The sequence below is a fragment of the Arthrobacter sp. SlRoot2-15 genome, from assembly GCF_059739345.1.
Map to the genome: position 1 here is coordinate 2,543,371 of NZ_AP046058.1, position 19,498 is coordinate 2,562,868.

The window sequence follows — 19,498 nt, forward strand, 5'->3', positions numbered from 1 at the left end:
CACAATAAGGTTCGGCTTATTTCGCATTTGCGTCCCACTAGAGTTGCCGGGTGGGGAAATTCTTGGCGGACATCACGCCGTTGCGCGAAAGCCCGGCGTTCCGCCGCCTGTGGCTGGGATCCGCCGCCTCGGCGCTGGGCAGCCAGCTCACACTCGTGGCCGTGAGCCTCGAGGTCTACCGGCTCACCCAGGACAGCCTCTACGTGGGCCTGCTAAGCATCTTCGCCCTGGTGCCGCTGGTTATCGGCGGACTCCTCGGCGGATCCATCGCGGACGCCCACGACCGCCGCAAGGTCGCGCTCCTCGCCTCCGCGGTGCTCTGGCTGACCACCGGCGCCCTGGCGCTGCAGGCCTGGCTGCAGCTGGGAAATGTGTGGCTGCTGTATGCCCTGGTGGCAGTGCAGAGCGGCGCGCAGGCCATCAACCAGCCGGCCCGCAGTGCCATCATCCCCGTGTTGGTGCGCAAGGAACTGCTGCCGGCGGCCAACGCCCTGAGCATGATGATCTTCGGCCTGACCATGACCGCCGGGCCGCTGCTGGCCGGGGTGCTGGTCGCAGCGGTCGGCTTCGCCTGGACCTACACGATCGACGTGGCCAGCTTCGCGTTTGTGGTCTGGGCCCTGATCAAGCTGCCGCCGATGCCGCCGGGGCAGGCTTCGCACCGGGCGGGCCTGCGCTCCGTTGTGGAAGGCTTCCGCTTCCTCGGTACACGGCCCAACCTGCGCATGACCTTCGTGATTGACCTCGTCGCGATGATCCTGGCCCAGCCGCGGGCCCTGCTGCCCGCCGTCGGCGCGCTGATGATCGGCGGCGGCGAGGCCACGGTCGGCATCCTCCTTGCGTCCACCGCCGTCGGCGCCTTCCTGGCCGGGCTGTTCTCCGGCCCACTGGGGGCCGTCCGGGCCCAGGGCGCCGCCGTGGTCTGGTCCGTGATGGGCTGGGGCGCCTCGATCGCCGGCCTGGGCCTTGTGGTGGTGCTCGCCGGCCGCTCCGGTGCCGGGGGTGTGACCCTGTGGCTGCTGCCGGCCGCCGTGTGCTGCGCGCTCGCCGGCATTGCCGATTCCGTCAGCGCCGTGTTCCGCACCACCATCCTGCAGTCGGCCACGCCGGACCACCTGCGTGGCCGGTTGCAGGGGGTCTTTGTGGTGGTGGTGGCGGGCGGGCCGCGGGTGGGCGACATGCTGGCGGGTGGCGCGACTAAGCTGCTCAGTGAGGGCTGGGTCCTGCTCGCGGGCGGTGTGTTGTGCGCGGTGGTGGCCTGGCTGGTGGCCCGCTGGCAGTCCGGCTTCCTGGCGTACGATGCGCGGAACCCGGTCCCGTAGCGGTTCGTTTCTCAAATGGGTGATCTGTTGGGGACACCCGGGCATGCGGGAGGATCAGTGCACAACCATCACAACGGACTGAAGACGGCGGCCCTGTTCGGCGTGCTCTGGGCGGTGCTGCTGGGCCTGGGCGCGCTGATCGGGTCGGGCACACGCAGCGCGGCGCCCATCTGGATCATGGCGCTGATCGGCGTCGGCACCACCGCCTACGGCTACTGGAACAGCGATAAGATCGCCATCCGTTCCATGCAGGCCTACCCGGTGACGGAGGCCGAGGCGCCCCAGTTGTACCAGATTGTCCGGGAGCTCTCGGCCCGCGCCAACCAGCCGGTGCCCCGGATCTACATCTCACCGACCATGGCGCCCAACGCATTCGCCACCGGCCGGAACCCGCAGAACGCCGCGGTCTGCTGCACCCAGGGCATCCTGCAACTGCTGGACGCCCGCGAACTCCGCGGCGTGCTCGGCCACGAGCTGATGCACGTCTACAACCGGGACATCCTGACGTCCTCGGTGGCGGCCGCCGTCGCCGGCGTGATCACCTCGGTGGGCCAGATGCTGCTCTTCTTCGGCGGCGGAGGCGACCGCCGCAACGGCAACCCGCTGGCCCTGCTTGCCATGGCGCTGCTGGCGCCGTTCGCTGCCTCGCTGATCCAGATGGCCATCTCCCGGACAAGGGAGTACGACGCCGACGAGGACGGCTCCGCGCTCACCGGCGACCCGCTGGCGCTCGCCTCGGCCCTGCGCAAGATCGAGCAGGGCGTGCAGCTCGCGCCGCTGCCGCAGGACCAGCGGCTGGTGAACGCCTCGCACCTGATGATCGCCAACCCGTTCCGCGGCGGCGGCATGGCCCGGATGTTCTCCACGCACCCGCCGATGAGCGAACGGATCGGCCGGCTCGAGCGGATGGCCGGGCGGCCGCTGGTGTAGGCACGAAAAAGCCGGGCCCGGCGTCGGTGATGACGCTGGAGCCCGGCCCGTGCGGCTCTGTTAGCTGCGGAAGTTGACGAACTGCAGGTCGGCCTCGTCGAAGCCCTTGAGCAGGTTCATGGTCTCCTGCAGGTCGTCGCGGGACTTGGAGGTTACGCGGAGCTCGTCGCCCTGGATCTGCGACTTGACCGACTTCGGCCCCTCGTCGCGGATCAGCTTGTTGATCTTCTTCGCGAGGTCCTGGGCGATGCCCTCCTTGATGGTCGCCTCGAGGCGGAACTCCTTGCCGGAGGGGTAGGGCTCGCCCGTGTCGAGGGACTTCAGCGAGATGCCGCGGCGGATGAGCTTGGACTGGAGCACGTCCAGGACGGCCAGCACCCGCTCCTCGGAGTTGGCCTTCATCAGGATCTTCTCGCCGCTGAAGTCGACCTCGGCGCCGACGCCCTTGAAGTCGTAGCGCTGCGCCAGTTCCTTCTGGGCCTGGTTCAGCGCGTTGGCGACCTCCTGCTTGTCGACCTTGCTGACGACGTCGAATGTGGATTCGCCTGCCATGACTGTCCTCCTGTTGGTTGTCCGGGCGCCCTCCTGCAGGGCGGTGTTTCCTGCATTCCAGCCTAGTACGGATGCTCCGGTTGTGAAGGTGCGGCGGGAGGCCGGGCTTCACAGTTGGCTCAAAGCTGAACCACGGCGGGAACGAAGCCATGTCCGGCAGAGTTGTAGCCGTTGGAAGAGCCGCTTGAAAGGCAAGGCACATGAACCGCAAAGCCGTCCGTTACGTCACCAGCACCACCGCCGCAGCCGCAAGCTCGCTCTCGTCGGCGGCAACGTCGGTGGCCGCAGCGGCGCTGGCGGCCTCGATCATCCTCAGCCCTGCGGCCGAGGCATCCGCCCGCCTGGACGGGGTGCAGGCGGACCTGGCCCGGGCGGTGCAGCTCAACCAGGTCACGGCGGAGCAGGCGGCCAAGTTCGAGGCCAGGATTGCCGGCCGCATCCTCGGCGAAGCTTGATTTTCCGGGCCTCCGGGGGCCTAATGGCGCCGATTCGATTCTTCGGCGGAAGTTCTGTAAAGTTGTCTTGCCCGCGGTTGCTGGAAGCGAAACGGACTGGAAACAGGTGTTCCGAACACGGAAGCCGCGAGTGATCTTCTTTTGAAGTTCGGCAGATTACCCGAGCGGCCAAAGGGGGCTGACTGTAAATCAGCTGGCAACGCCTACGGGGGTTCGAATCCCTCATCTGCCACCCTCGAAAAAGCCTCCGGAACCCATCGGTTCCGGAGGCTTTTTTGTTCTATTGGCCGGCGACTACTCCGTAGGCGCCGTTATGGAACGTGAAAACGGCAGTTATGGAGCAATCGCTGTGCCGTCGACGGCGGCGAGAATGACCGCCCCCAGTTCCGCCGGCCTGGTGAACTGCGGCCAATGCCCGGTAGGCAGGTCCACATATTCAACGTCCCGGATCCGCGCCAGCTCCGCCACGTAGGGGTTTCCTTGCGCAATCCATTCCCAGAGCAGCGACGACGGAAATTCGCAGGCGATGATGGTGGCGGGAACGTCGTAGCGCCGCTCATCGTGCAACTCCTGCCGGTCCTGGGCCACTGCCTTGGGTTCCGGCACGGCGCGGGCGCGGAAGGCGGCCCGCAGTTCCTGGTCCAGGTCAACGAGGTCCTCGTCGTCGAACAGCTCCCACGGCGGCAGCGGCACCTCATCTCCGTCGGCCGGCAGCTGGTCGTTGATGACCCCACCGGCCCCCAGCGGGCCGCTGTCCACGTAGATGGCGCGGGCAACCCGGTCCGGGCGCGCATCCACGGCGCCGTGGATGATCGCCCCGCCGCCGGAATGGCCCACCAGCACCACCGGGCCGTCAATGCCGTCAACGGCGGCCACGACGGCGTCAACGTGGGTGCGCAGGCCAATCCCCGCACGCGGCGCGTCTGCCGCTCCGAGTCCGGGCAGCGTGAGCGGGTGGACCCGATGGCCCGCGGCGACGAGCGGCGGCGTGACCTCCGACCATGACGACGCATCCAACCAGAACCCGGGAACCAGGATGATGTCCATGGCGGCACCCTACGCGCTCCGGCACCCGCGTGGCCGGCGCAACGCGGGTACCTTTTACGGACGGATCGTCATTTTTCGGATGCAAACGTAACGGGCATCACGTTTTTGCCCGCAACGCGCTATTCTGTCGCGGGAGGGGGATCACGATGGAAATAGTCCTGGCGGCCGGCAAAGGTACGCTCAGCCTGGATGAGACCGGCATTATTCGGCTGGTCTGGGCCGGCGGCTCCGCGCTGGAGACTGGAGACGCAGCCGAATCCGTCCTGGCCATTTCAAAAATCAGCGCCGGGCGGCTGCTGCCCCTGCTGATCGACATCAGCGACGTCAAGCTGAGCGCCGGTGCCCGCAACCACTACCTGGACAGCCGCTTCGTCTCCTCCGTGGCACTGGTCGGCGAATCGAATGTGGACCGGGTGGTCGCGGCGTGGATGCGCCGCGGCAACGAATGCCCGCAACGGTATTTCACCTCCACCTCGGAGGCGCTTGCGTGGCTGGGCGAGTTGGCCGCCAGCGACGACGCGGCCCAGTGCGTCCCGGGCTGAAGTCTCCGCCGCCCCCAGCTGCCCGCTGTTAGGGCCGCGCCGGCACGGCTGAGGGGCGCCGCCTCGACGGTGCCCCCCGTTGTCCCCGGCGCGCGGGAACGTCAGTCTGCCTCCCTGCCAGCTAGTTCTTGCTCCAATTGTCGTGGACCTTGTTGTCCTTCTTGTCGTTCTTGTGGTCTACCCATTTGTCGGAGTTGTGGTCGGAGCGGTGGTCTCCGGAGTGGTTCTTGTCGTCGTGGCTCCGGGAACTGCGGTCGTCGCGGCGATCGTCCCAGTTGAACCTGCCGTCGTGGCTCCACCAGCCCCAGCGGTCATGCTCGCATCCGTCCCTGTCGTGCCAACGGCCGTTGTCGTCGTCGTCGGAACGCCAGTTGCAGTTGTCGTCGCGCCAGCCGTTGCGGTCATCGCGGTCGTGGAAACGGCCTTTGGAGTCCCACCAGCCGTGCGAGGAGTCGTGCCTGTTGTTGCAGGTATCGTCCCTGAAATCCCGGTGGTCGCCCGACATGCTTACCGTTGTCTTCAGCCCGGTATCCGCCGATGCCGCTCCTGCGGAGAGAACGGTGCCGCCGAGGCCTAGTCCGCCGGCAAGCAAAGTGACGCCGGCCAGTCGTATTGAGCTCTTCATGAGGTTTCCTAGCGTGAGTTTCATCCTGATGAGCCGCAGCCGTCCGGACGTGGGCATGCAGCCTCCCAAGACGCCTGCGGTGATGGGCCCCGAAAAAATCCGGCGCAGGACCGCGCGTCAAAGACAGCCTGGGTGGCCTGGGGCCGCGGCGGGCGGAGAAAGCGCGTAGCCAGCGCATTCGGGGCTCCGTGCCCGGTGTGAGTGGTGCGCGCCTGTCGCGCCAGGGCACGGTCTGTTTTTCTTGGGGACCCCCCGCGCCTGCCCCAACGCCAACAGGGGGTTCGCGGAATGGTAATCCTCGACCGGCTGCGGCAGGAACGACACCCCGCCTCGTCATTGAGTCTACGGAGAGGTTCGTTCACCAACCACGATAGCCCGATGAAGGTAGGGACAACAGTGCCGGAGCCCATAAATCCTGCCTGCGGTGCGCCCGGCGCCGCCGGCCGCCACGGCGACACCGGAACACGCCCTCGGCTCGATTACAGCTACTGCAGAGTAGGGTGGGGCCGTTGATCATTGAGTCCTAGGAGCTGAAGTGAAGTCGTTTGCATGTGGTGACGTGGTCCCCGGTTGCGAAGCCCGGTGGGTCTGCAGCACGGATGACGAGATCCTGGTCCAGGTGGGGGCGCACGCCGCCACGGTGCATGGCCTGACCGATCTGCCCGCCGAATTGGTTGAATCTGTCCACAAAGCGATCCACCCGGTTAGTTGACGCACGCGGCAGGCGGGCCAGGCCCGGAGCCCGGGCCGCCCGGGCCGCCGGGCTGGGACAGCCTGCTGGCCTCGGCCTGCCGCGGCGAAGGGCTGGCGGCCGCCTATCAGCCAATCGTCGATACCGCACGGGGCGCCGTGGTGGGCTATGAGGCCCTTGCGCGGTTCCCCGGCTACGCCGAGAAGAACCCCGAGGCCTGGTTTGCGGCAGCGCGGGAGCACGGAAAAGCCGCCGAGCTTGAGTCCGCGGCGCTGCGTACCGCGCTGAAGGCGCGCGCCGCGCTGCCGGCGAATTGCTTCCTGACCCTGAACGTCTCGCCAGAACTGCTCACCTCGGAGGACATCCGCCGTGTCTGGCGGGACGAGGGCGCGCTGGGCGGACTCATCGTCGAACTGACGGAGCAAACGCCGATCGAGTCGTATGTGGAACTGGAACCGGATCTCAACCAGTTGCGCGCCGCCGGCGCCCTGATCGCCGTCGACGACGCCGGAGCCGGCTACGCGGGGCTGCGCCACCTGCTGGACCTGCGGCCCTCGATGATCAAGATCGACCGCGCGCTGATCCAGGACGTCGACCGCGACGAGGCGAAACGGGCCCTCATCGGGATGCTCGGCGCGTTTGCCAGCCGGGTCGACGCCTGGATCCTGGCCGAAGGCGTGGAACGGGCCGAAGAGCTCGACGCGCTCGTTTCGCTGGGGGTCCCGCTCGTGCAGGGCTACTACCTCGCCCGGCCCGCTCCGCCCTGGGCCGGCATAGAGCTGGAGGTCGCGCACCGCCTCGCCAGTGCCCGTCCCGTGGCCCACAAGAGGGTCGTCCGCGACGTCGTCGAACCGGCGGCGACGGCGACGAGTGTCACGCAGGCGGCCGAAGCCTTCGCGGCCAACCCAGCGCTGGACGCCGTTGTGCTGCTGGGCGAGCACCTGAGGCCGGTCGCGGTGCTGGGCGCCGGTGCGTCAGCACTCGGGGTGGTGAGCCCCGGGATGCGGGTGAACCTCGATACCCCGCTCAGCCAGGCGCTGGCCCGCTCCATGACGAGGCCGCCGAACCAGCGGTTCGACCCGCTTCTGGTGACGGACAACGCCGGCCGCTTCGCCGGCGTCGCCCGGATGGAGCGCATGGTCATCGCCGTGGCCGGGACCGCCGACGGGACTGACGACGGCGCCACGGACTAGCCCGGTCCGTTCCCGGGGGCACGAGCCTGAACGAGTACTGCCCGGTGCCCCCGGCAGGCGCCATGCTCAGCTCGGCATCGGATCCCCGGCGACCGCGCAGCTCGCCGGCGGCGCGGCGCCGGCTGCGGACCTGCGGGCATCGGTGAGTATGGGGGATGTGATCACTGAGGGTTCAAGCATGCTTGCGGGAGACTTGCCCGGCGATGTCCACATCAGGCTGCTTCGCGGCTCCGACGCCGAGAGGCTGGGCGCCGCCTACCGGCGGAACCGGGACCATTTGGCGCCCTGGGAGCCGGTGCGGACGGCGGAATTCGTCACTATCGAGGGCCAGCGGGCCAACATCGGCGGCAAGCTCGGCATGTTTGCCGCAGGAACCGGAGTGCCCTGGATCCTATTGGCTGGCGACCGGGCCGTGGGAACCATGACGTTGAGCTGCATCATGCGGGGCCCGTTCCGCAGCGCCAACCTCGGCTACTGGGTGGACCGGGACGTCACCGGAAAGGGCATCGGCTCCGCCGCCGTCGCCCACGTGATTGAGGCCGCCCGTGGCCCGCTGGACCTGCACCGGATCCAGGCGGCCACCCTGCCCCACAACGCAGCCTCCCAGGCAGTGCTTCGGCGGGCCGGTTTCCAGGAGATCGGCCTGGCACCGGAGTACCTCCAGATTGCCGGATTTTGGCAGGACCACCTCCTGTTCCAGCGCATTCTGAACTGAGCCGCGTGCCAGACTTTCACAGTGACTGACGAATCTTTCGGTGCGCTGCACCATGTGGAACTCTGGGCGCCGGAGCTAGGCAGCGCCAAGGACCAGTGGGGCTGGCTGCTGACCCTGCTTGGCTACGACCAGTACCAGGACTGGCCCCACGGGCGGAGCTGGCGGCGCGGACCGACGTACATCGTCGTCGAGCAATCCCCGGACCTGAGCAGCACCACCCACCGGCGCACCGCGCCCGGCCTGAACCACCTGGCTTTCCATGCCGGCACCCGGCGGCAGGTGGACACCATGGCGGCCGACGCTCCCGCCCACGGCTGGACCGAGCTGTTTCCGGAGAAGTACCCCCACGCTGGCGGCCCCGAGCACTTCGCCGCCTACCTGGTGAACTCGGACGGCTTCGAGGTCGAGCTGATCGCCGCGGACTGACGCCGGGGCTGCCCGGCCGGTAGCGTGAGCCCATGAGCATCATCCTGGCGGGCGGCGGCCCCGATACCGTCACAACCCCGGTGGTCTTTGACCGCTTTGTGAAGGATGTCCGGCACCGCGCCGGCGGGCGCCGGCCTGCCAGGATCGCGGTCGTCCTCTTCGACCGCGACGGCAGCTCGGAGTATTTCCTTCCCGCCTACCGGGAGCCGCTGCAGGCCCGCACGCCCTGCGACGTGATCCCTGTCCTGCTGCGAACCGGCGAACCGGCCGATCCGGCGGCGTTCGACGACGTCGACGGGATCGTCGTCGGGGGCGGACCGACCCCGGAGTACCTCGCGGGCCTGCTCGGCTCGGCGGCGGCGGCGATCCGGGCCGCGGCCGCAGCGGGTGTGCCTTATCTGGGGTTCTCCGCGGGGGCCATGATCGCGCCGCAGCGGGCGCTGGTGGGCGGCTACCGGATCCGGGGCACCGAGGTGTGCTCGGAGGAATGCTCCGAAGGCCTCGATGAACTCGACGTCCGCGACGGCCTGGGCCTGGTGACGTTCGCCGTCGATGTCCATGCCGCGCAGGCAGGCACCCTGAGCCGGGCGGTCGCGGCCGTGGCGGAGGGCCTCGTGGACCGGGCGGTGGCGGTAGACGAGAACACCGCGTTGGTGCTCCGCCACACGGGCTTGGAAGACCTGGAAGTCATCGGCACCGGGAACTGCTGGAGCATCCGCGGCTCCGGGAAGAAGGCCACGGTGGCCGTCCTGTCCGCCTGCTGACGGGACCCCTTGGCACCTTTGTTACTGACGGGTAACATGGGCTCCATGCATCTGCTCCTCCGCACCATCCTCCTGCTCATCACGTCCGCCCGGCGCTCACCACTGAGCATCTGGGACGCGTCGTCGCTGCCGCTGCGTGTCCTGCCGACGGACATCGACATCGCACTGCATGTCAACAACGGCATGTATTTCTCGCTGATGGACCTGGGCCGGTTCGACCTGATGGCACGCAGCGGCACCTGGAAGGCCATCCGCCGGCGGGGCTGGACGCCGGTGGTGGCCGGGGAGACCATCGCTTTCCGCCGCTCCCTGCAGCTGTGGCAGCAGTACACCATCGAGACCAAAGTGATCGGGCTGGATGAGAAGGCCATCTACTTCGAACAGCGGATGGTGGCCGACGGCGAAATCTACGCCCGCGCGCACATCGCCACCCGGCTGGTCAGCAAGGGCAAGCCCGTCAGCCAGGAAGAGATCATCAGCGAGCTCGGTGCGCCGCCGGCGGATCTGGAACTGCCGGAGTGGATCCACGACTGGCGCGAAACCAACGCCCTGCCCGGTGCCCGCCGTCCGGCCCCGCACGTCTGGGCCTGATCTCAGGACCTGGCCCCCGGGCCCGGACGGGATGAGCCAACAGCGAAACGAGGGGGACTTTCACGGGTGGCTCGCGTACCGTTGAACCCATGGCAACCGTAGACATTACAGGTGAACAGTTCGCATCGACCGTCGAGGACAACGACATTGTCCTTGTAGATTTCTGGGCCGAATGGTGCGGCCCGTGCAAGCAGTTTGGCCCCACATACTCCGCCGTCTCCGAGAAGCACCCGGACGTCGTGTTCTCCAAGGTGGACACCGAGGCGGAGCAGCAGCTTGCCGCCGAGGCCGGCATCACCTCGATCCCCACGCTGATGGCCTTCCGCGAGAAGGTGCTGGTGTTCTCCCAGCCGGGCGCGCTGAACGCCCAGCAGCTGGAGCAGGTTGTGGACGCCGTTAAGGCCCTGGACATGGAGGAAGTCCATGCCCACGTGGCGCGCTCCCAGGCCGAGGCGCCCGCATCCCAGCAGGATGGCACCCAGATCCCGGACGTCTAGTCCGGGGCTCACAGCAACAACAACGCGGGGTCACTCCGCGCCCATCCCCGAGGGATGAACCGGCGCGAAGTGACCCCGCGTTTGTGCTGGGGGGCTTAGAGCCGTTCCAGCCTCACAGGCTCGGCCAGCAGTGCGCTCAGGGACTCGTTCAGGTCCTGGAGGGCGGTTCCCTTGGCGTGCCTGTCCAGGTCCTCCTGCGAGGCCCACTGCTCGGTCAGCACCAGCTTGTCCTCGGCGGCCTCGGTCAGCTCGTACCGGAGGCACCCGGGTTCGTTGACCACCTCGTCGATGGCGATCTCGAGGGCTAGTTTCACGCGGAAGAATTCGCCCTCGTTGGGGATGAAGGTGGCCTGCAGGTCAATGGGTGAGCTCATGGTTTTCACCCTACCCGGCGGACGCCGAGGCGCCGCAGCATGGGCACAAGATTTCCTAGGACTTCCACGCTTTGCCCTTCTCTTGCCGCCGGGCTGTTGGTAGCGTCGCACCATGCTTGCCTACACAGCCGGGGACACTGACGTCCCGCTGCTCAACGAGACCATCGGCGACAACTTCGAGCGGATCGTGGCCCGGTTCCCGTACCACGACGCCCTGATCGAGGCCGCGGCCATCCCCGGCGGGGAGGCCCGGCGGTGGAGTTACACCAAGATGAACGACGACGTCGACCGGCTGGCTCGCGCGCTGCTCGCCGTCGGCGTGGCCAAGGGCGACAGGGTGGGGATCTGGAGCCCGAACTGCGCCGAGTGGACCATTCTGCAGTACGCCACGGCGAAGGTCGGGGCCATCCTGGTCAACGTGAACCCGGCCTACCGCAGCCACGAGCTTGAGTTCGTTGTCCGGCAGAACGGCATGCGGATGCTGGTGGCGGCCCCCTCGGACAAGAACAGCGACTACACCGGCATGGCGCGCCGCGCCCTGGCCGAGTGCCCCGAACTCCGCGAGCTGGTGTTCCTGCCCGACGGCGGCCAGCCGGGCCTCGCTGCCGGTGTCCCGGAAGGCGAGGCGGAGCGGACATACGCCGAACTGCTGCGGCGGGCCGACGACGTCGCGCATTCCGGCCTCAAGGCGCGGATGGCAGAGCTGGATCCGCATGACGCGATCAATCTGCAGTACACCTCCGGCACCACCGGCTTCCCCAAGGGCGCCACCCTGACACACCACAACCTGCTCAACAACGGCTACTCCATCGGCGAGCTGCTGAACTACTCCGAGCATGACCGCGTGGTCCTGCCGGTGCCGTTCTACCACTGCTTCGGCATGGTGATCGGAAACCTGGCCGCCTTCAGCCACGGCGCCGCCACCATCATCCCGGGGCGCGGGTTCTCCCCGGCCGCGGCCCTGGAGGCGGTGCAGGACTTCGGCGGGACCTCGCTTTACGGCGTGCCGACCATGTTCATCGCCGAGTTCGCCCTGGCCGACTTCGCCTCGTACGACCTGTCCACCCTGCGCACGGGCGTGATGGCCGGCTCGCTGTGCCCCATCGAGGTGATGAACCGGGTGATCGCCGAGATGAACATGCGCGACGTCGCCATCTGCTACGGGATGACGGAGACCTCGCCGGTCTCCACCATGACCCGTGACGGAGACACCCTGGCCCAGCGCACCCAGACGGTGGGCCGGACCATGCCGCAGCTGGAGAGCCGGGTGGTGGACCCCATGACCGGTGAGGTGCTGCAGCGCGGCGAAATCGGCGAGCTGTGCACCCGCGGCTACTCCGTGATGCAGGGCTACTGGAACCAGCCGGACAAAACCGCGGAGGCGATCGACGCCGAGGGCTGGATGCACACCGGGGACCTGGCCCGGATGGACGAGGACGGCTATCTCGTGATCGAGGGCCGGATCAAGGACATGGTGATCCGCGGCGGCGAGAACATCTACCCGCGCGAAATCGAGGAGTTCCTGTACACCCACCCGGACATCCAGGACGTGCAGGTCATCGGCGTCCCGGATGCCAGCTACGGCGAGGAACTCATGGCCTGCGTCATCCTCAAGCCCGGCGCCGCCCCGCTGGACGCCGAGGCCCTTGCGGAGTTCTGCCGCGGCAAGCTGGCGCACTACAAGATCCCGCGCTATGTGGACGTCCGCGAGAGCTTCCCGATGACCGTTTCCGGCAAGATCCGCAAGGTGGACATGCGCCAGGAGGCCGTGGCGAGGCTGGGTCTCTAAAAGCAACGCTGACCGGGGCCGGCCGGGGCTGGGGCGGTGATTCGCGCCGTGGACCGATCGGGGGCACTTTGGCGGCCAAGGACGACGTCGGCGGCCCGGTTGGCGGCGTGTCCGTGCCAAAGTGCCCCCGGAGCGCAGGCGGTGCCGCCTTGCTTGGGGGAGGAGTCAGTGGGTCCGATGGTCCTGGATGGTCATCCGCGGGCCGAAGACTGGCTTGCGGAAGCCGCTGAGGCCGATCATGCGCACCACCCGCTGCCGGTGGCCGGCCCAGGGGGCGAGCAGCCGCAGCATGCCGGCGTCGTCCGTTCTCCGCCCGGTCAGGGCGGCGCCGACGTAGGCGGCCAGATGATAGTCGCCCACCGCGATTGAGTCCGGGCAGCCGTGCGTGCGCTGCACCACCTCGGCCGCCGTCCAGACCCCGATTCCGGGCAGCGTCTGCAGCTTCGCGGCCGCCTCGGCGGCGGGCAGTGCCGCCAGCCGTTCGAGCGCGGCGGCGGAGCGGAGCGCCCGCATGACGGTGTCGGAGCGCTGCGGGCCGACACCGGCCTTGTGCCATTCCCAGGACGGAATGCGCAGCCACTGCGCGGCGGTGGGCTGAACCCGGAGATCCGACGGCGCCACGGTGCCGGCGCCGGGGGCCGGGGTCCCAAAGCGGTACATCAGGTAGCGGTAGCCCCGGCGGGCCTCGATCACGGTGACTTTCTGCTCGAGGACGGTGGGCACCAGCGCGTCGATCATCCGGCCGGTCGAAGGGAGCCGGACGGCGGGGTTCCGGCGCCGGGCGTCGATGACCATGCGGGGGAGAGTGGCGTGGAAAGCCGGCTCGTCGAAGGCCGTCCAGTCGTCGTCGCGGCCGAGCAGCCGCGGAACGGCCCGGACCGCTTCCGCCGCACCCGGTCCCCAGGCGCGTGCCTCGATCACCGGTGCGGCCGCCGGGCCGGTGCTGGCCAGGCGCAGCGTGGCCGGCCCGGTCGCCGTCGTGAACGCCATCCAGAAGCCGTCCGGCGCCACCCGGATCGAGGGGTCGCCGTGGCCCCGGCGGAGCGTGCCAAGGGTCTGCAGGAGATCGTAGGGCCCGCCCGGGTGCCACCGCAACGATGCGTCCGCCGCGGCTGCGGCGCCGGCCGGGAGCTCTGCGGTGGTCATCCGAATATGTTCCCACGCCCGGCCCGCGTCGGGGGCATCCGGGACCCCCCGCGGGGCGCTCCCGGAGGCCGCCGGGGCCCACCGGCGGCAGGGAGCCGCGGGTCCAACGGCCCTTAACCGCCGCCCCGCGACGGGCTTAGAATCCGGCTGGGGCACGGAGTTCCGCGCCCGCCCGGGAACGGATCCCTTGAGTGTCAGGAGAGTGTGATGGCTGGTGGAGTGGTGCACTTCGAGCTTCCGGCGGACGACGAAAACCGAGCCCGGAAGTTCTACAGTTCGGTGTTCGGCTGGGGTTTTCAAGTCATGCCGGAGATGGAATACAGCCTGGCGATGACCACGCCGATGGACGAGCAGGGCCGTCCGGCGGTCGCAGGCTCCATCAACGGCGGCCTGTTCCGCCGCGGCGACCTGACGGCGCCGGTGGTGACGGTCGACGTCGAGGACATCGACGCCGCTTTGGAGCAGATCGTGGCCGGAGGCGGCTCGGTCCACCGCGCCAAGATGGAGGTCCCCGGGATGGGCTGGAACGCGTATTTCAAGGACACCGAGGGCAACGTCGTGGGACTGTGGCAGAACGCAGCTCCAGCGCCGGAAACGTCAGCAGAATCAGCGGGAAACGATCTAGGAGCGTGACGGGCGCCTAGTGCATGCCGCTGGCCAGCCACAGCGCCGTGACCGCCGCGGGCACGGTGAGGACGACGGCGGCGAGGCCGGCCAGCGCGAAGCCGCCCCAGCGGATCTCCACGTTGAGCGCCCGCAGCCGTTCGTGCCAGAGCAGGGTGGCCAGCGACGCCCACGGCGTCACCAGCGGACCCAGGTTCACGCCGATCAGCAGCGCCGCGAGCCGCACGGGCGAGCCTCCCACCGGCTCCAGCGCAAGGTACGCCGGGAGGTTGTTGACCGCGTTCGACGCGCCCACCCCGAGGCCCGCCAACTGGAGCAGCGCGGGCAGGCTGTCCCCGGAACCGGCGACGCCGGCCAGCGCCCTGGCCAGGCCGTTGGCGTGCAGCGCCTCCACCACCATGAACAATCCGATGGTGAGCATCAGCGGCCGCCACGGGACCATAGACCAGCGCAAGCTTGACCGGCGGCGCCACAGGAACAAGGCCAGCAGGACCGCCGCGGCGGCAGCGGCAGGAAGATACACCGGAACCCCGGACACCAGGGCCGGCAGCAGCACCAGCATCACGCCGGCCGAGGCGTACAGCAGCACCCGGTCCGGCACCCGGTGGGCCGGCTGCGGGCCGTAGCTGCCCCGCAACTGCTTGCGGAAGGCCAGCCAGAGCAGCCCCAAGGGCAGGAGGATCCCCACCAACGCCGGGGCCCAGACCAGGGAGGCGAAGGCGGCCGGGCTGAGGCCCAGCCGGGACTGGGCCAGCAGGTTGGTCAGGTTGGAAACAGGAAGCAGCAGCGAGGCCGTGTTCGCGAGCCAGATGGTGGTCAGGGCGAAGGGCAGCGGCGGGATCTGGGCGTGGACAGCGAGCAGCACCACCACCGGGGTGACCAGCACCGCCGTCGTATCGAGCGAGAGGAACACGGTGGAAACGCAAGCGAGCGCGATCACCAGGAACCAGAGCAGCAGCACCCGGCCCCGGCCCAGCGCGGCCAGGCAGTCGGTCACCGCCCGGAACAGCCCGGCGTCGTCCACCAGTTCCGTCACCAGGGACATGGCCACCACGAACCCCAGCACCGGGACCGTGCGACCGGCGAGCTCCTCGAAGGCCGGCCAAGGCAGCAGCCCGGTGCCCAGCGCGGCGGCCCCGGCCAGCAGCATTCCGCCGGGGACCAGATAGCTCCTCAGCGGCTTCAACCAGGACCTTCGCTTCACCGCCCTATCGTCGCACCCGCGGGGCTGCGGCGCCCACGCGACGTGACTGAATCCGACTCCGGCTGCTGCAGACGGTAACTTTGTACCTATGAAGTACGCCCAGTCCGTCCTGGACCTCATCGGCAACACGCCGCTCGTCAAACTCAACCACGTCACCGACGGCATCGCCGCCACGGTCCTGGTGAAGCTCGAATACCTCAACCCGGGCGGGTCCATCAAGGACCGCATCGCGGCCAAGATGATCGAAGAGGCGGAGCGCAGCGGCAAGCTCCGGCCCGGCGGGACCATCGTGGAGCCCACCTCCGGCAACACCGGGGTGGGGCTGGCGCTCGTGGCCCAGCAGAAGGGCTACCGCTGCATCTTCGTGGTCCCGGACAAGGTCGGCGAGGACAAGCGCGCCGTGCTCCAGGCCTATGGCGCCGAAGTCGTGGTGACGCCCACCGCCGTCGCCCCGGACAGCCCGCAAAGCTACTACGGCGTCTCGGACCGCCTGGTCACCGAGATCCCCGGCGCCTACAAGCCGGACCAGTTCTCCAACCCGGCCGCGCCGGCCAGCCACTACGAGTCCACCGGCCCTGAGATCTGGAAGGACACCGACGGCAGGGTCACACACTGCGTGATCGGCGCCGGCACCGGCGGCACCATCACCGGCACCGGCCGCTACCTCAAGGAAGTCTCCGCGGACCGGCCCGAGGCCGACGGCGGCGTGGTCAAGATCATCGGCGCCGACCCCGCCGGTTCGGTCTACTCCGGCGGCACCGGCCGGCCGTACTTCGTCGAGGGCGTCGGCGAGGACATGTGGCCGGCCAACTACGACAAGGCCGTGCCCGACGACGTCATCGCCGTCAGCGACGCCGACTCCTTCGCCATGACCCGCCGCCTGGCCCGCGAGGAGGGTCTGCTGGTGGGCGGATCCTCCGGGATGGCCGTCGTCGCCGCGCTGCAGGCCGCCAAGGACCTGCCCGCCGACGCCGTCGTGGTGGTGATCCTGCCGGACTCCGGCCGCGGCTACCTGGCGAAGATCTTCAACGACCAGTGGATGCGCTCCTACGGCTTCCTGGCCAGCGGCGACGAGGCCTCGGTGGGCGAGGTGCTCAAGGCCAAAACCGGCGAGCTGCCGGATTTGGTGCACATCCACCCCAACGAGAGCGTCCGCGACGTCATCAACATCATGAACGAGTACGGTGTCTCGCACATCCCGGTGCTGTCCGCGGAGCCCCCGGTGGTGATGGGCGAGGTGCTCGGCGCGGTCGACGAGCGCACCCTGACCGCCAAGCTGTTCCGAGGCGAGGCGAACCTCACGGACAAGATCTCCGAACACATGGAGCCCCGGCTGCCGGTGATCGGTTCGCTCGAATCGATCTCCACCGCCCGCGAACTCCTCTCCGACGCCGACACCCTGATGGTGACGTTCGTCGGTGCTCCGGTGGGGATCCTGACCCGCCACGACCTCCTCGCCTACCTCAGCAACTGACCAGCCCAAGGAGTCCCATGTCCCAGCCAGAAAGCTCTTCCGCGAAGAACGCCGGCTTCAACACCCGCGCCGTGCACGCCGGCCAGGCCTTCGAGCCGCGCACCGGCGCCGTGGTGCCCCCGGTGCACTTCTCCTCCACCTACGCGCAGGACGGGATCGGCGGCCTCCGGGCCGGCTATGAATACGGCCGCGGCACCAACCCCACCCGCGACGCGCTGCAGGAACAGCTCGCGGCGCTGGAGGTCGGGTCCGCCGCGTTCTCCTTCAGCTCGGGACTTGCCGCCGAGGATTCGATGATCCGCGCCCTCACCCGGCCCGGGGACCACATCGTGCTCGGCAACGACGCCTACGGCGGCACGTACCGGCTGATCAGCCGCGTCCTGGGGGAGTGGGGGATCGGCAACACCCCGGTGGACATGTCCGACCTCGACGCCGTCGCCAAGGCCGTGGCCGCCAACAAGACCCGGCTGGTCTGGGTGGAGACGCCGTCGAACCCGATGATGAAAATCACCGACATCGCGGCCCTCGCCAAGGTGGCGCACGACGCCGGCGCCCTCCTCGTGGTGGACAACACTTTCGCCTCCCCGTACCTGCAGACCCCGTTGGCGCTGGGGGCCGACGTCGTGGTGCACTCCACCACGAAGTACATCGGCGGGCACTCCGACGTCGTCGGCGGCGCCATCATCGTCAACGATCCGGAGCTGGCCGAGAAGATCGGCTTCGTGCAGTTCGCCGTCGGCGCAGTGTCCGGGCCGATGGATGCCTTCCTGACCACCCGCGGGCTCAAGACCCTCGGCGTGCGCATGGACCGGCACAGCGACAACGCCCAGGCCGTGGCCGAATGGCTGCTGGAGCGCCCCGAGGTGGAGGCCGTGCTGTACCCGGGTCTGCCTTCGCACCCGGGCCACGAGCTGGCCAAGAAGCAGATGAAGAAGTTCGGCGGCATGGTCTCCGTGCAGTTCAAGGGCGGCGAGGCGGCGGCACGCAAGGTGGCCGAGTCCACCTCCGTGTTCACCCTGGCGGAATCCCTGGGCGGCATCGAATCCCTGATGAACTACCCGTCGGAGATGACCCACGCCTCGGTCAAGGGCACCGAACTGGCAGTCCCGGTGAACCTGATCCGGCTCTCCTGCGGCATCGAGGACGTGGAGGACCTGATCGCGGACCTCGAGCAGGCCTTCGCGCGCCTTGAGCCGGGCAGCTAGCCTCCGGTGACCACCCTTTCGAAGGCGGCCGGTTCCACCACCCGCGGCTGGATCGCGACGGCGGCCGGCGCCGCCGCCGTCGCCGCGGCACTGGTGGTGCTGTACTCGGCCTACATTCCGCTGCTGAACGACTTCGAGGTCTACTTCTACGGCGGAAACCGCGTCCTGCAGGCCGGGGAGGCCGGCGTGAACGAGCTGTACGCGCCGCGGGACGGGCTGCCGTTCACCTACCCGCCGTTCGCCGCACTGATTTTTGCCGCCATGGCCACGCTGGGCCAGAGTGCCGGCGGCTTCGTCTTTACCGCCTCCGCCCTGCTCGGCGCCGGCGTCGTCTCCGCCTGGCTGACCCGGCATTACTTCGGGCTGGGCCGCTGGCGGGATGCGGCCGCCGACTGGCGGTTCCGGGCCGTGGCCCTGGCCGGCACCGCGGCGATCCTGCTGCTGGGGCCGTGGCGGGACACCTTCGACTTCGGCCAGATCAACATCATCCTGATGGGCCTGATCCTGGCCGACTTCGCGCTGTACGGGAAGTCCCGGGCTGGCGAGCTCCGCTGGCCCGCGGGCCTGCTGATCGGGATCGCGGCGGGGATCAAACTGACCCCGCTGGCGTTCGGGCTGTACTTCCTCGTCCGGCGCGACTTCAAGGCCCTGGGCTGGATGGCCGCGGGGTTCTTCGGCTCGATCGCACTGGCCTGGGCCCTGCTGCCCACGGCATCGGTGACGTTCTGGACCAAGATTCTGCCGGACACCGGGCGGATCGGTGGACCGGCCTACGTGGACAACCTCTCGGTCAAGGGTCTGCTGCTGCACCTGGGGCTGCCGGACTCCCCGGTGACGTCCGTAATGTGGCTGGTGCTCGCGCTGGCCCTCGCCGCGGTGGCCGCGCTGGTGATCAAGTGGGCGGTGGACGCGGAGGAGAACTTCGTGGCCGTGTCCGCAACCGCACTGCTGATGCTGCTGATCAGCCCGGTGTCCTGGTCGCACCACTGGGTCTGGATGGCCGTGGCGCTGCCGTGCATGGGGTTCGCGATCCACCGGGTTCCGTCGCGGAGCGGGAAGATGCGGCTCGCCGGCTGGATCATCGTTGCCGCCTCCGTCGTCGCGTTCTACCTCACGCCCAAGTACCTCGCCGTGATGGCTGGGGCACATGAGTGGGGCAAGGACCCCAACACGCCCTGGCAGCTCACCCTCGCGAGCCTCGGCGTGGCCTGCGGAATGGCCATGCTGGTCTACTGGGCCCTCGCTTACCGGCCGTCCCGCGCGGGCCTCCGCCAGCACCTGTAGCCGATCCGCCGCATCACCCTAGCTTTCTTGAAAGAAGTTAGCTAGGCT

22 protein-coding genes and 1 tRNA gene are annotated in these 19,498 nt (G+C 68.9%); 17 read left to right on the forward strand and 6 right to left on the reverse strand.

All coding sequences use genetic code 11. The features are described from left to right. The first annotated feature begins 50 nt into the window (after window positions 1-50). Together AC6I9V_RS11695 and htpX are read left to right on the forward strand one after the other, a co-directional pair. Window positions 51-1,322 (forward strand): MFS transporter, encoded by a 1,272-nt coding sequence (locus tag AC6I9V_RS11695; protein ID WP_349412291.1) that lies wholly within the window; start codon window positions 51-53, stop codon window positions 1,320-1,322. Between the two features lie 57 nt (window positions 1,323-1,379). Further along, window positions 1,380-2,252, forward strand: a complete 873-nt coding sequence (htpX, locus tag AC6I9V_RS11700; RefSeq protein WP_497899563.1) for a zinc metalloprotease HtpX — start codon at window positions 1,380-1,382, stop codon at window positions 2,250-2,252. 60 nt (window positions 2,253-2,312) lie between these two features. Here htpX and AC6I9V_RS11705 read toward each other — a convergent pair whose 3' ends face one another. After that, window positions 2,313-2,804, reverse strand: a complete 492-nt coding sequence (locus AC6I9V_RS11705) for a YajQ family cyclic di-GMP-binding protein (protein WP_138768479.1) — start codon at window positions 2,802-2,804, stop codon at window positions 2,313-2,315. Between the two features lie 200 nt (window positions 2,805-3,004). Between AC6I9V_RS11705 and AC6I9V_RS11710 the strand changes: the two genes are divergently transcribed. Continuing rightward, a complete protein-coding gene (locus AC6I9V_RS11710; RefSeq protein WP_349412289.1) occupies window positions 3,005-3,259 on the forward strand; it encodes a hypothetical protein in 255 nt (84 codons plus the stop codon). A 150-nt stretch (window positions 3,260-3,409) separates the two neighbouring features. Further along, a tRNA-Tyr gene (locus AC6I9V_RS11715) sits at window positions 3,410-3,491 on the forward strand. 101 nt (window positions 3,492-3,592) lie between these two features. On the opposite strand, the gene AC6I9V_RS11720 is transcribed toward AC6I9V_RS11715, so the two are convergent. Beyond that, window positions 3,593-4,306, reverse strand: a complete 714-nt coding sequence (locus tag AC6I9V_RS11720) for an alpha/beta fold hydrolase (protein WP_497899564.1) — start codon at window positions 4,304-4,306, stop codon at window positions 3,593-3,595. A 146-nt stretch (window positions 4,307-4,452) separates the two neighbouring features. Here AC6I9V_RS11720 and AC6I9V_RS11725 point away from each other — a divergent pair, with 146 nt between their 5' ends. After that, window positions 4,453-4,848, forward strand: a complete 396-nt coding sequence (locus AC6I9V_RS11725) for a DUF7793 family protein (protein ID WP_497899565.1) — start codon at window positions 4,453-4,455, stop codon at window positions 4,846-4,848. A 121-nt stretch (window positions 4,849-4,969) separates the two neighbouring features. On the opposite strand, the gene AC6I9V_RS11730 is transcribed toward AC6I9V_RS11725, so the two are convergent. Then, window positions 4,970-5,473, reverse strand: coding sequence for a hypothetical protein (locus AC6I9V_RS11730; protein ID WP_497899566.1), 504 nt, complete (start codon window positions 5,471-5,473; stop codon window positions 4,970-4,972). Window positions 5,474-6,008: 535 nt separating this feature from the next. On the opposite strand from AC6I9V_RS11730, the gene AC6I9V_RS11735 reads away from it, so the two are divergent. The 7 genes from AC6I9V_RS11735 to trxA all read left to right on the forward strand — a co-directional run bounded on the left by AC6I9V_RS11735 (window position 6,009) and on the right by trxA (window position 10,350). Beyond that, window positions 6,009-6,185 (forward strand): DUF1059 domain-containing protein, encoded by a 177-nt coding sequence (locus tag AC6I9V_RS11735; RefSeq protein ID WP_349412285.1) that lies wholly within the window; start codon window positions 6,009-6,011, stop codon window positions 6,183-6,185. Then, on the forward strand, window positions 6,182-7,357 hold the full coding sequence (locus AC6I9V_RS11740; RefSeq protein ID WP_497899567.1) for an EAL domain-containing protein: 1,176 nt from the start codon (window positions 6,182-6,184) through the stop codon (window positions 7,355-7,357). The genes AC6I9V_RS11735 and AC6I9V_RS11740 overlap by 4 nt, the downstream gene beginning before the upstream one ends. 178 nt (window positions 7,358-7,535) lie before the next feature. Continuing rightward, a complete protein-coding gene (locus AC6I9V_RS11745) occupies window positions 7,536-8,072 on the forward strand; it encodes a GNAT family N-acetyltransferase (protein ID WP_497899568.1) in 537 nt (178 codons plus the stop codon). Window positions 8,073-8,093: 21 nt separating this feature from the next. Then, on the forward strand, window positions 8,094-8,498 hold the full coding sequence (locus AC6I9V_RS11750) for a VOC family protein (RefSeq protein WP_497899569.1): 405 nt from the start codon (window positions 8,094-8,096) through the stop codon (window positions 8,496-8,498). A 32-nt stretch (window positions 8,499-8,530) separates the two neighbouring features. Further along, on the forward strand, window positions 8,531-9,262 hold the full coding sequence (locus AC6I9V_RS11755) for a Type 1 glutamine amidotransferase-like domain-containing protein (RefSeq protein ID WP_497899570.1): 732 nt from the start codon (window positions 8,531-8,533) through the stop codon (window positions 9,260-9,262). A 45-nt stretch (window positions 9,263-9,307) separates the two neighbouring features. After that, window positions 9,308-9,853 carry an acyl-CoA thioesterase gene (locus AC6I9V_RS11760; protein WP_497899571.1) on the forward strand — a complete coding sequence of 182 codons (546 nt, stop codon included), beginning with the start codon at window positions 9,308-9,310 and terminating at the stop codon, window positions 9,851-9,853. An 89-nt stretch (window positions 9,854-9,942) separates the two neighbouring features. Next, window positions 9,943-10,350: a thioredoxin gene (gene trxA / locus AC6I9V_RS11765; RefSeq protein ID WP_497899572.1), complete on the forward strand. Its 408-nt coding sequence runs from the start codon at window positions 9,943-9,945 to the stop codon at window positions 10,348-10,350. Window positions 10,351-10,445: 95 nt separating this feature from the next. Here trxA and AC6I9V_RS11770 read toward each other — a convergent pair whose 3' ends face one another. Further along, the gene (locus AC6I9V_RS11770) at window positions 10,446-10,724 is read right to left on the reverse strand and encodes a putative quinol monooxygenase (protein ID WP_497899573.1); all 279 of its coding nucleotides are present in this window, start codon (window positions 10,722-10,724) and stop codon (window positions 10,446-10,448) included. Window positions 10,725-10,836: 112 nt separating this feature from the next. On the opposite strand from AC6I9V_RS11770, the gene AC6I9V_RS11775 reads away from it, so the two are divergent. Then, window positions 10,837-12,513 carry an AMP-binding protein gene (locus AC6I9V_RS11775; protein WP_497899574.1) on the forward strand — a complete coding sequence of 559 codons (1,677 nt, stop codon included), beginning with the start codon at window positions 10,837-10,839 and terminating at the stop codon, window positions 12,511-12,513. 165 nt (window positions 12,514-12,678) lie between these two features. On the opposite strand, the gene AC6I9V_RS11780 is transcribed toward AC6I9V_RS11775, so the two are convergent. Continuing rightward, window positions 12,679-13,659, reverse strand: coding sequence for a DNA-3-methyladenine glycosylase family protein (locus AC6I9V_RS11780; RefSeq protein ID WP_497899575.1), 981 nt, complete (start codon window positions 13,657-13,659; stop codon window positions 12,679-12,681). Between the two features lie 207 nt (window positions 13,660-13,866). On the opposite strand from AC6I9V_RS11780, the gene AC6I9V_RS11785 reads away from it, so the two are divergent. Then, on the forward strand, window positions 13,867-14,292 hold the full coding sequence (locus tag AC6I9V_RS11785; protein ID WP_497899576.1) for a VOC family protein: 426 nt from the start codon (window positions 13,867-13,869) through the stop codon (window positions 14,290-14,292). Between the two features lie 7 nt (window positions 14,293-14,299). Here AC6I9V_RS11785 and AC6I9V_RS11790 read toward each other — a convergent pair whose 3' ends face one another. Beyond that, a complete protein-coding gene (locus AC6I9V_RS11790; protein WP_497900310.1) occupies window positions 14,300-15,433 on the reverse strand; it encodes an SLC13 family permease in 1,134 nt (377 codons plus the stop codon). Between the two features lie 142 nt (window positions 15,434-15,575). Between AC6I9V_RS11790 and AC6I9V_RS11795 the strand changes: the two genes are divergently transcribed. Genes AC6I9V_RS11795 through AC6I9V_RS11805 form a run of 3 tightly spaced genes read left to right on the forward strand, consistent with a single transcriptional unit; the run spans window position 15,576 to window position 19,450 of the window. Then, window positions 15,576-16,961 (forward strand): cystathionine beta-synthase, encoded by a 1,386-nt coding sequence (locus tag AC6I9V_RS11795; RefSeq protein WP_497899577.1) that lies wholly within the window; start codon window positions 15,576-15,578, stop codon window positions 16,959-16,961. A 17-nt stretch (window positions 16,962-16,978) separates the two neighbouring features. After that, complete coding sequence (locus AC6I9V_RS11800) at window positions 16,979-18,166, forward strand: cystathionine gamma-synthase (protein ID WP_497899578.1); 1,188 nt, start codon at window positions 16,979-16,981, stop codon at window positions 18,164-18,166. 6 nt (window positions 18,167-18,172) lie between these two features. Further along, complete coding sequence (locus AC6I9V_RS11805) at window positions 18,173-19,450, forward strand: glycosyltransferase 87 family protein (protein WP_497899579.1); 1,278 nt, start codon at window positions 18,173-18,175, stop codon at window positions 19,448-19,450. Window positions 19,451-19,498 lie beyond the last annotated feature (48 nt).

What these genes read in the sequence shown, in the direction of transcription:
- trxA (WP_497899572.1), top strand. Translation starts at nt 9,943, where the DNA reads ATGGCAACCGTAGACATTACAGGTGAACAGTTCGCATCGACCGTCGAG.
- AC6I9V_RS11800 (WP_497899578.1), top strand. Translation starts at nt 16,979, where the DNA reads ATGTCCCAGCCAGAAAGCTCTTCCGCGAAGAACGCCGGCTTCAACACC.
- AC6I9V_RS11725 (WP_497899565.1), top strand. Translation starts at nt 4,453, where the DNA reads ATGGAAATAGTCCTGGCGGCCGGCAAAGGTACGCTCAGCCTGGATGAG.
- AC6I9V_RS11780 (WP_497899575.1), bottom strand. Translation starts at nt 13,659, where the DNA reads ATGACCACCGCAGAGCTCCCGGCCGGCGCCGCAGCCGCGGCGGACGCA.
- AC6I9V_RS11790 (WP_497900310.1), bottom strand. Translation starts at nt 15,433, where the DNA reads ATGCTGCTGGCCGGGGCCGCCGCGCTGGGCACCGGGCTGCTGCCTTGG.
- AC6I9V_RS11705 (WP_138768479.1), bottom strand. Translation starts at nt 2,804, where the DNA reads ATGGCAGGCGAATCCACATTCGACGTCGTCAGCAAGGTCGACAAGCAG.
- AC6I9V_RS11775 (WP_497899574.1), top strand. Translation starts at nt 10,837, where the DNA reads ATGCTTGCCTACACAGCCGGGGACACTGACGTCCCGCTGCTCAACGAG.
- AC6I9V_RS11730 (WP_497899566.1), bottom strand. Translation starts at nt 5,473, where the DNA reads ATGAAGAGCTCAATACGACTGGCCGGCGTCACTTTGCTTGCCGGCGGA.
- AC6I9V_RS11720 (WP_497899564.1), bottom strand. Translation starts at nt 4,306, where the DNA reads ATGGACATCATCCTGGTTCCCGGGTTCTGGTTGGATGCGTCGTCATGG.
- AC6I9V_RS11745 (WP_497899568.1), top strand. Translation starts at nt 7,536, where the DNA reads ATGCTTGCGGGAGACTTGCCCGGCGATGTCCACATCAGGCTGCTTCGC.
- AC6I9V_RS11785 (WP_497899576.1), top strand. Translation starts at nt 13,867, where the DNA reads ATGGCTGGTGGAGTGGTGCACTTCGAGCTTCCGGCGGACGACGAAAAC.
- AC6I9V_RS11760 (WP_497899571.1), top strand. Translation starts at nt 9,308, where the DNA reads ATGCATCTGCTCCTCCGCACCATCCTCCTGCTCATCACGTCCGCCCGG.
- AC6I9V_RS11710 (WP_349412289.1), top strand. Translation starts at nt 3,005, where the DNA reads ATGAACCGCAAAGCCGTCCGTTACGTCACCAGCACCACCGCCGCAGCC.
- AC6I9V_RS11770 (WP_497899573.1), bottom strand. Translation starts at nt 10,724, where the DNA reads ATGAGCTCACCCATTGACCTGCAGGCCACCTTCATCCCCAACGAGGGC.
- AC6I9V_RS11795 (WP_497899577.1), top strand. Translation starts at nt 15,576, where the DNA reads ATGAAGTACGCCCAGTCCGTCCTGGACCTCATCGGCAACACGCCGCTC.
- AC6I9V_RS11755 (WP_497899570.1), top strand. Translation starts at nt 8,531, where the DNA reads ATGAGCATCATCCTGGCGGGCGGCGGCCCCGATACCGTCACAACCCCG.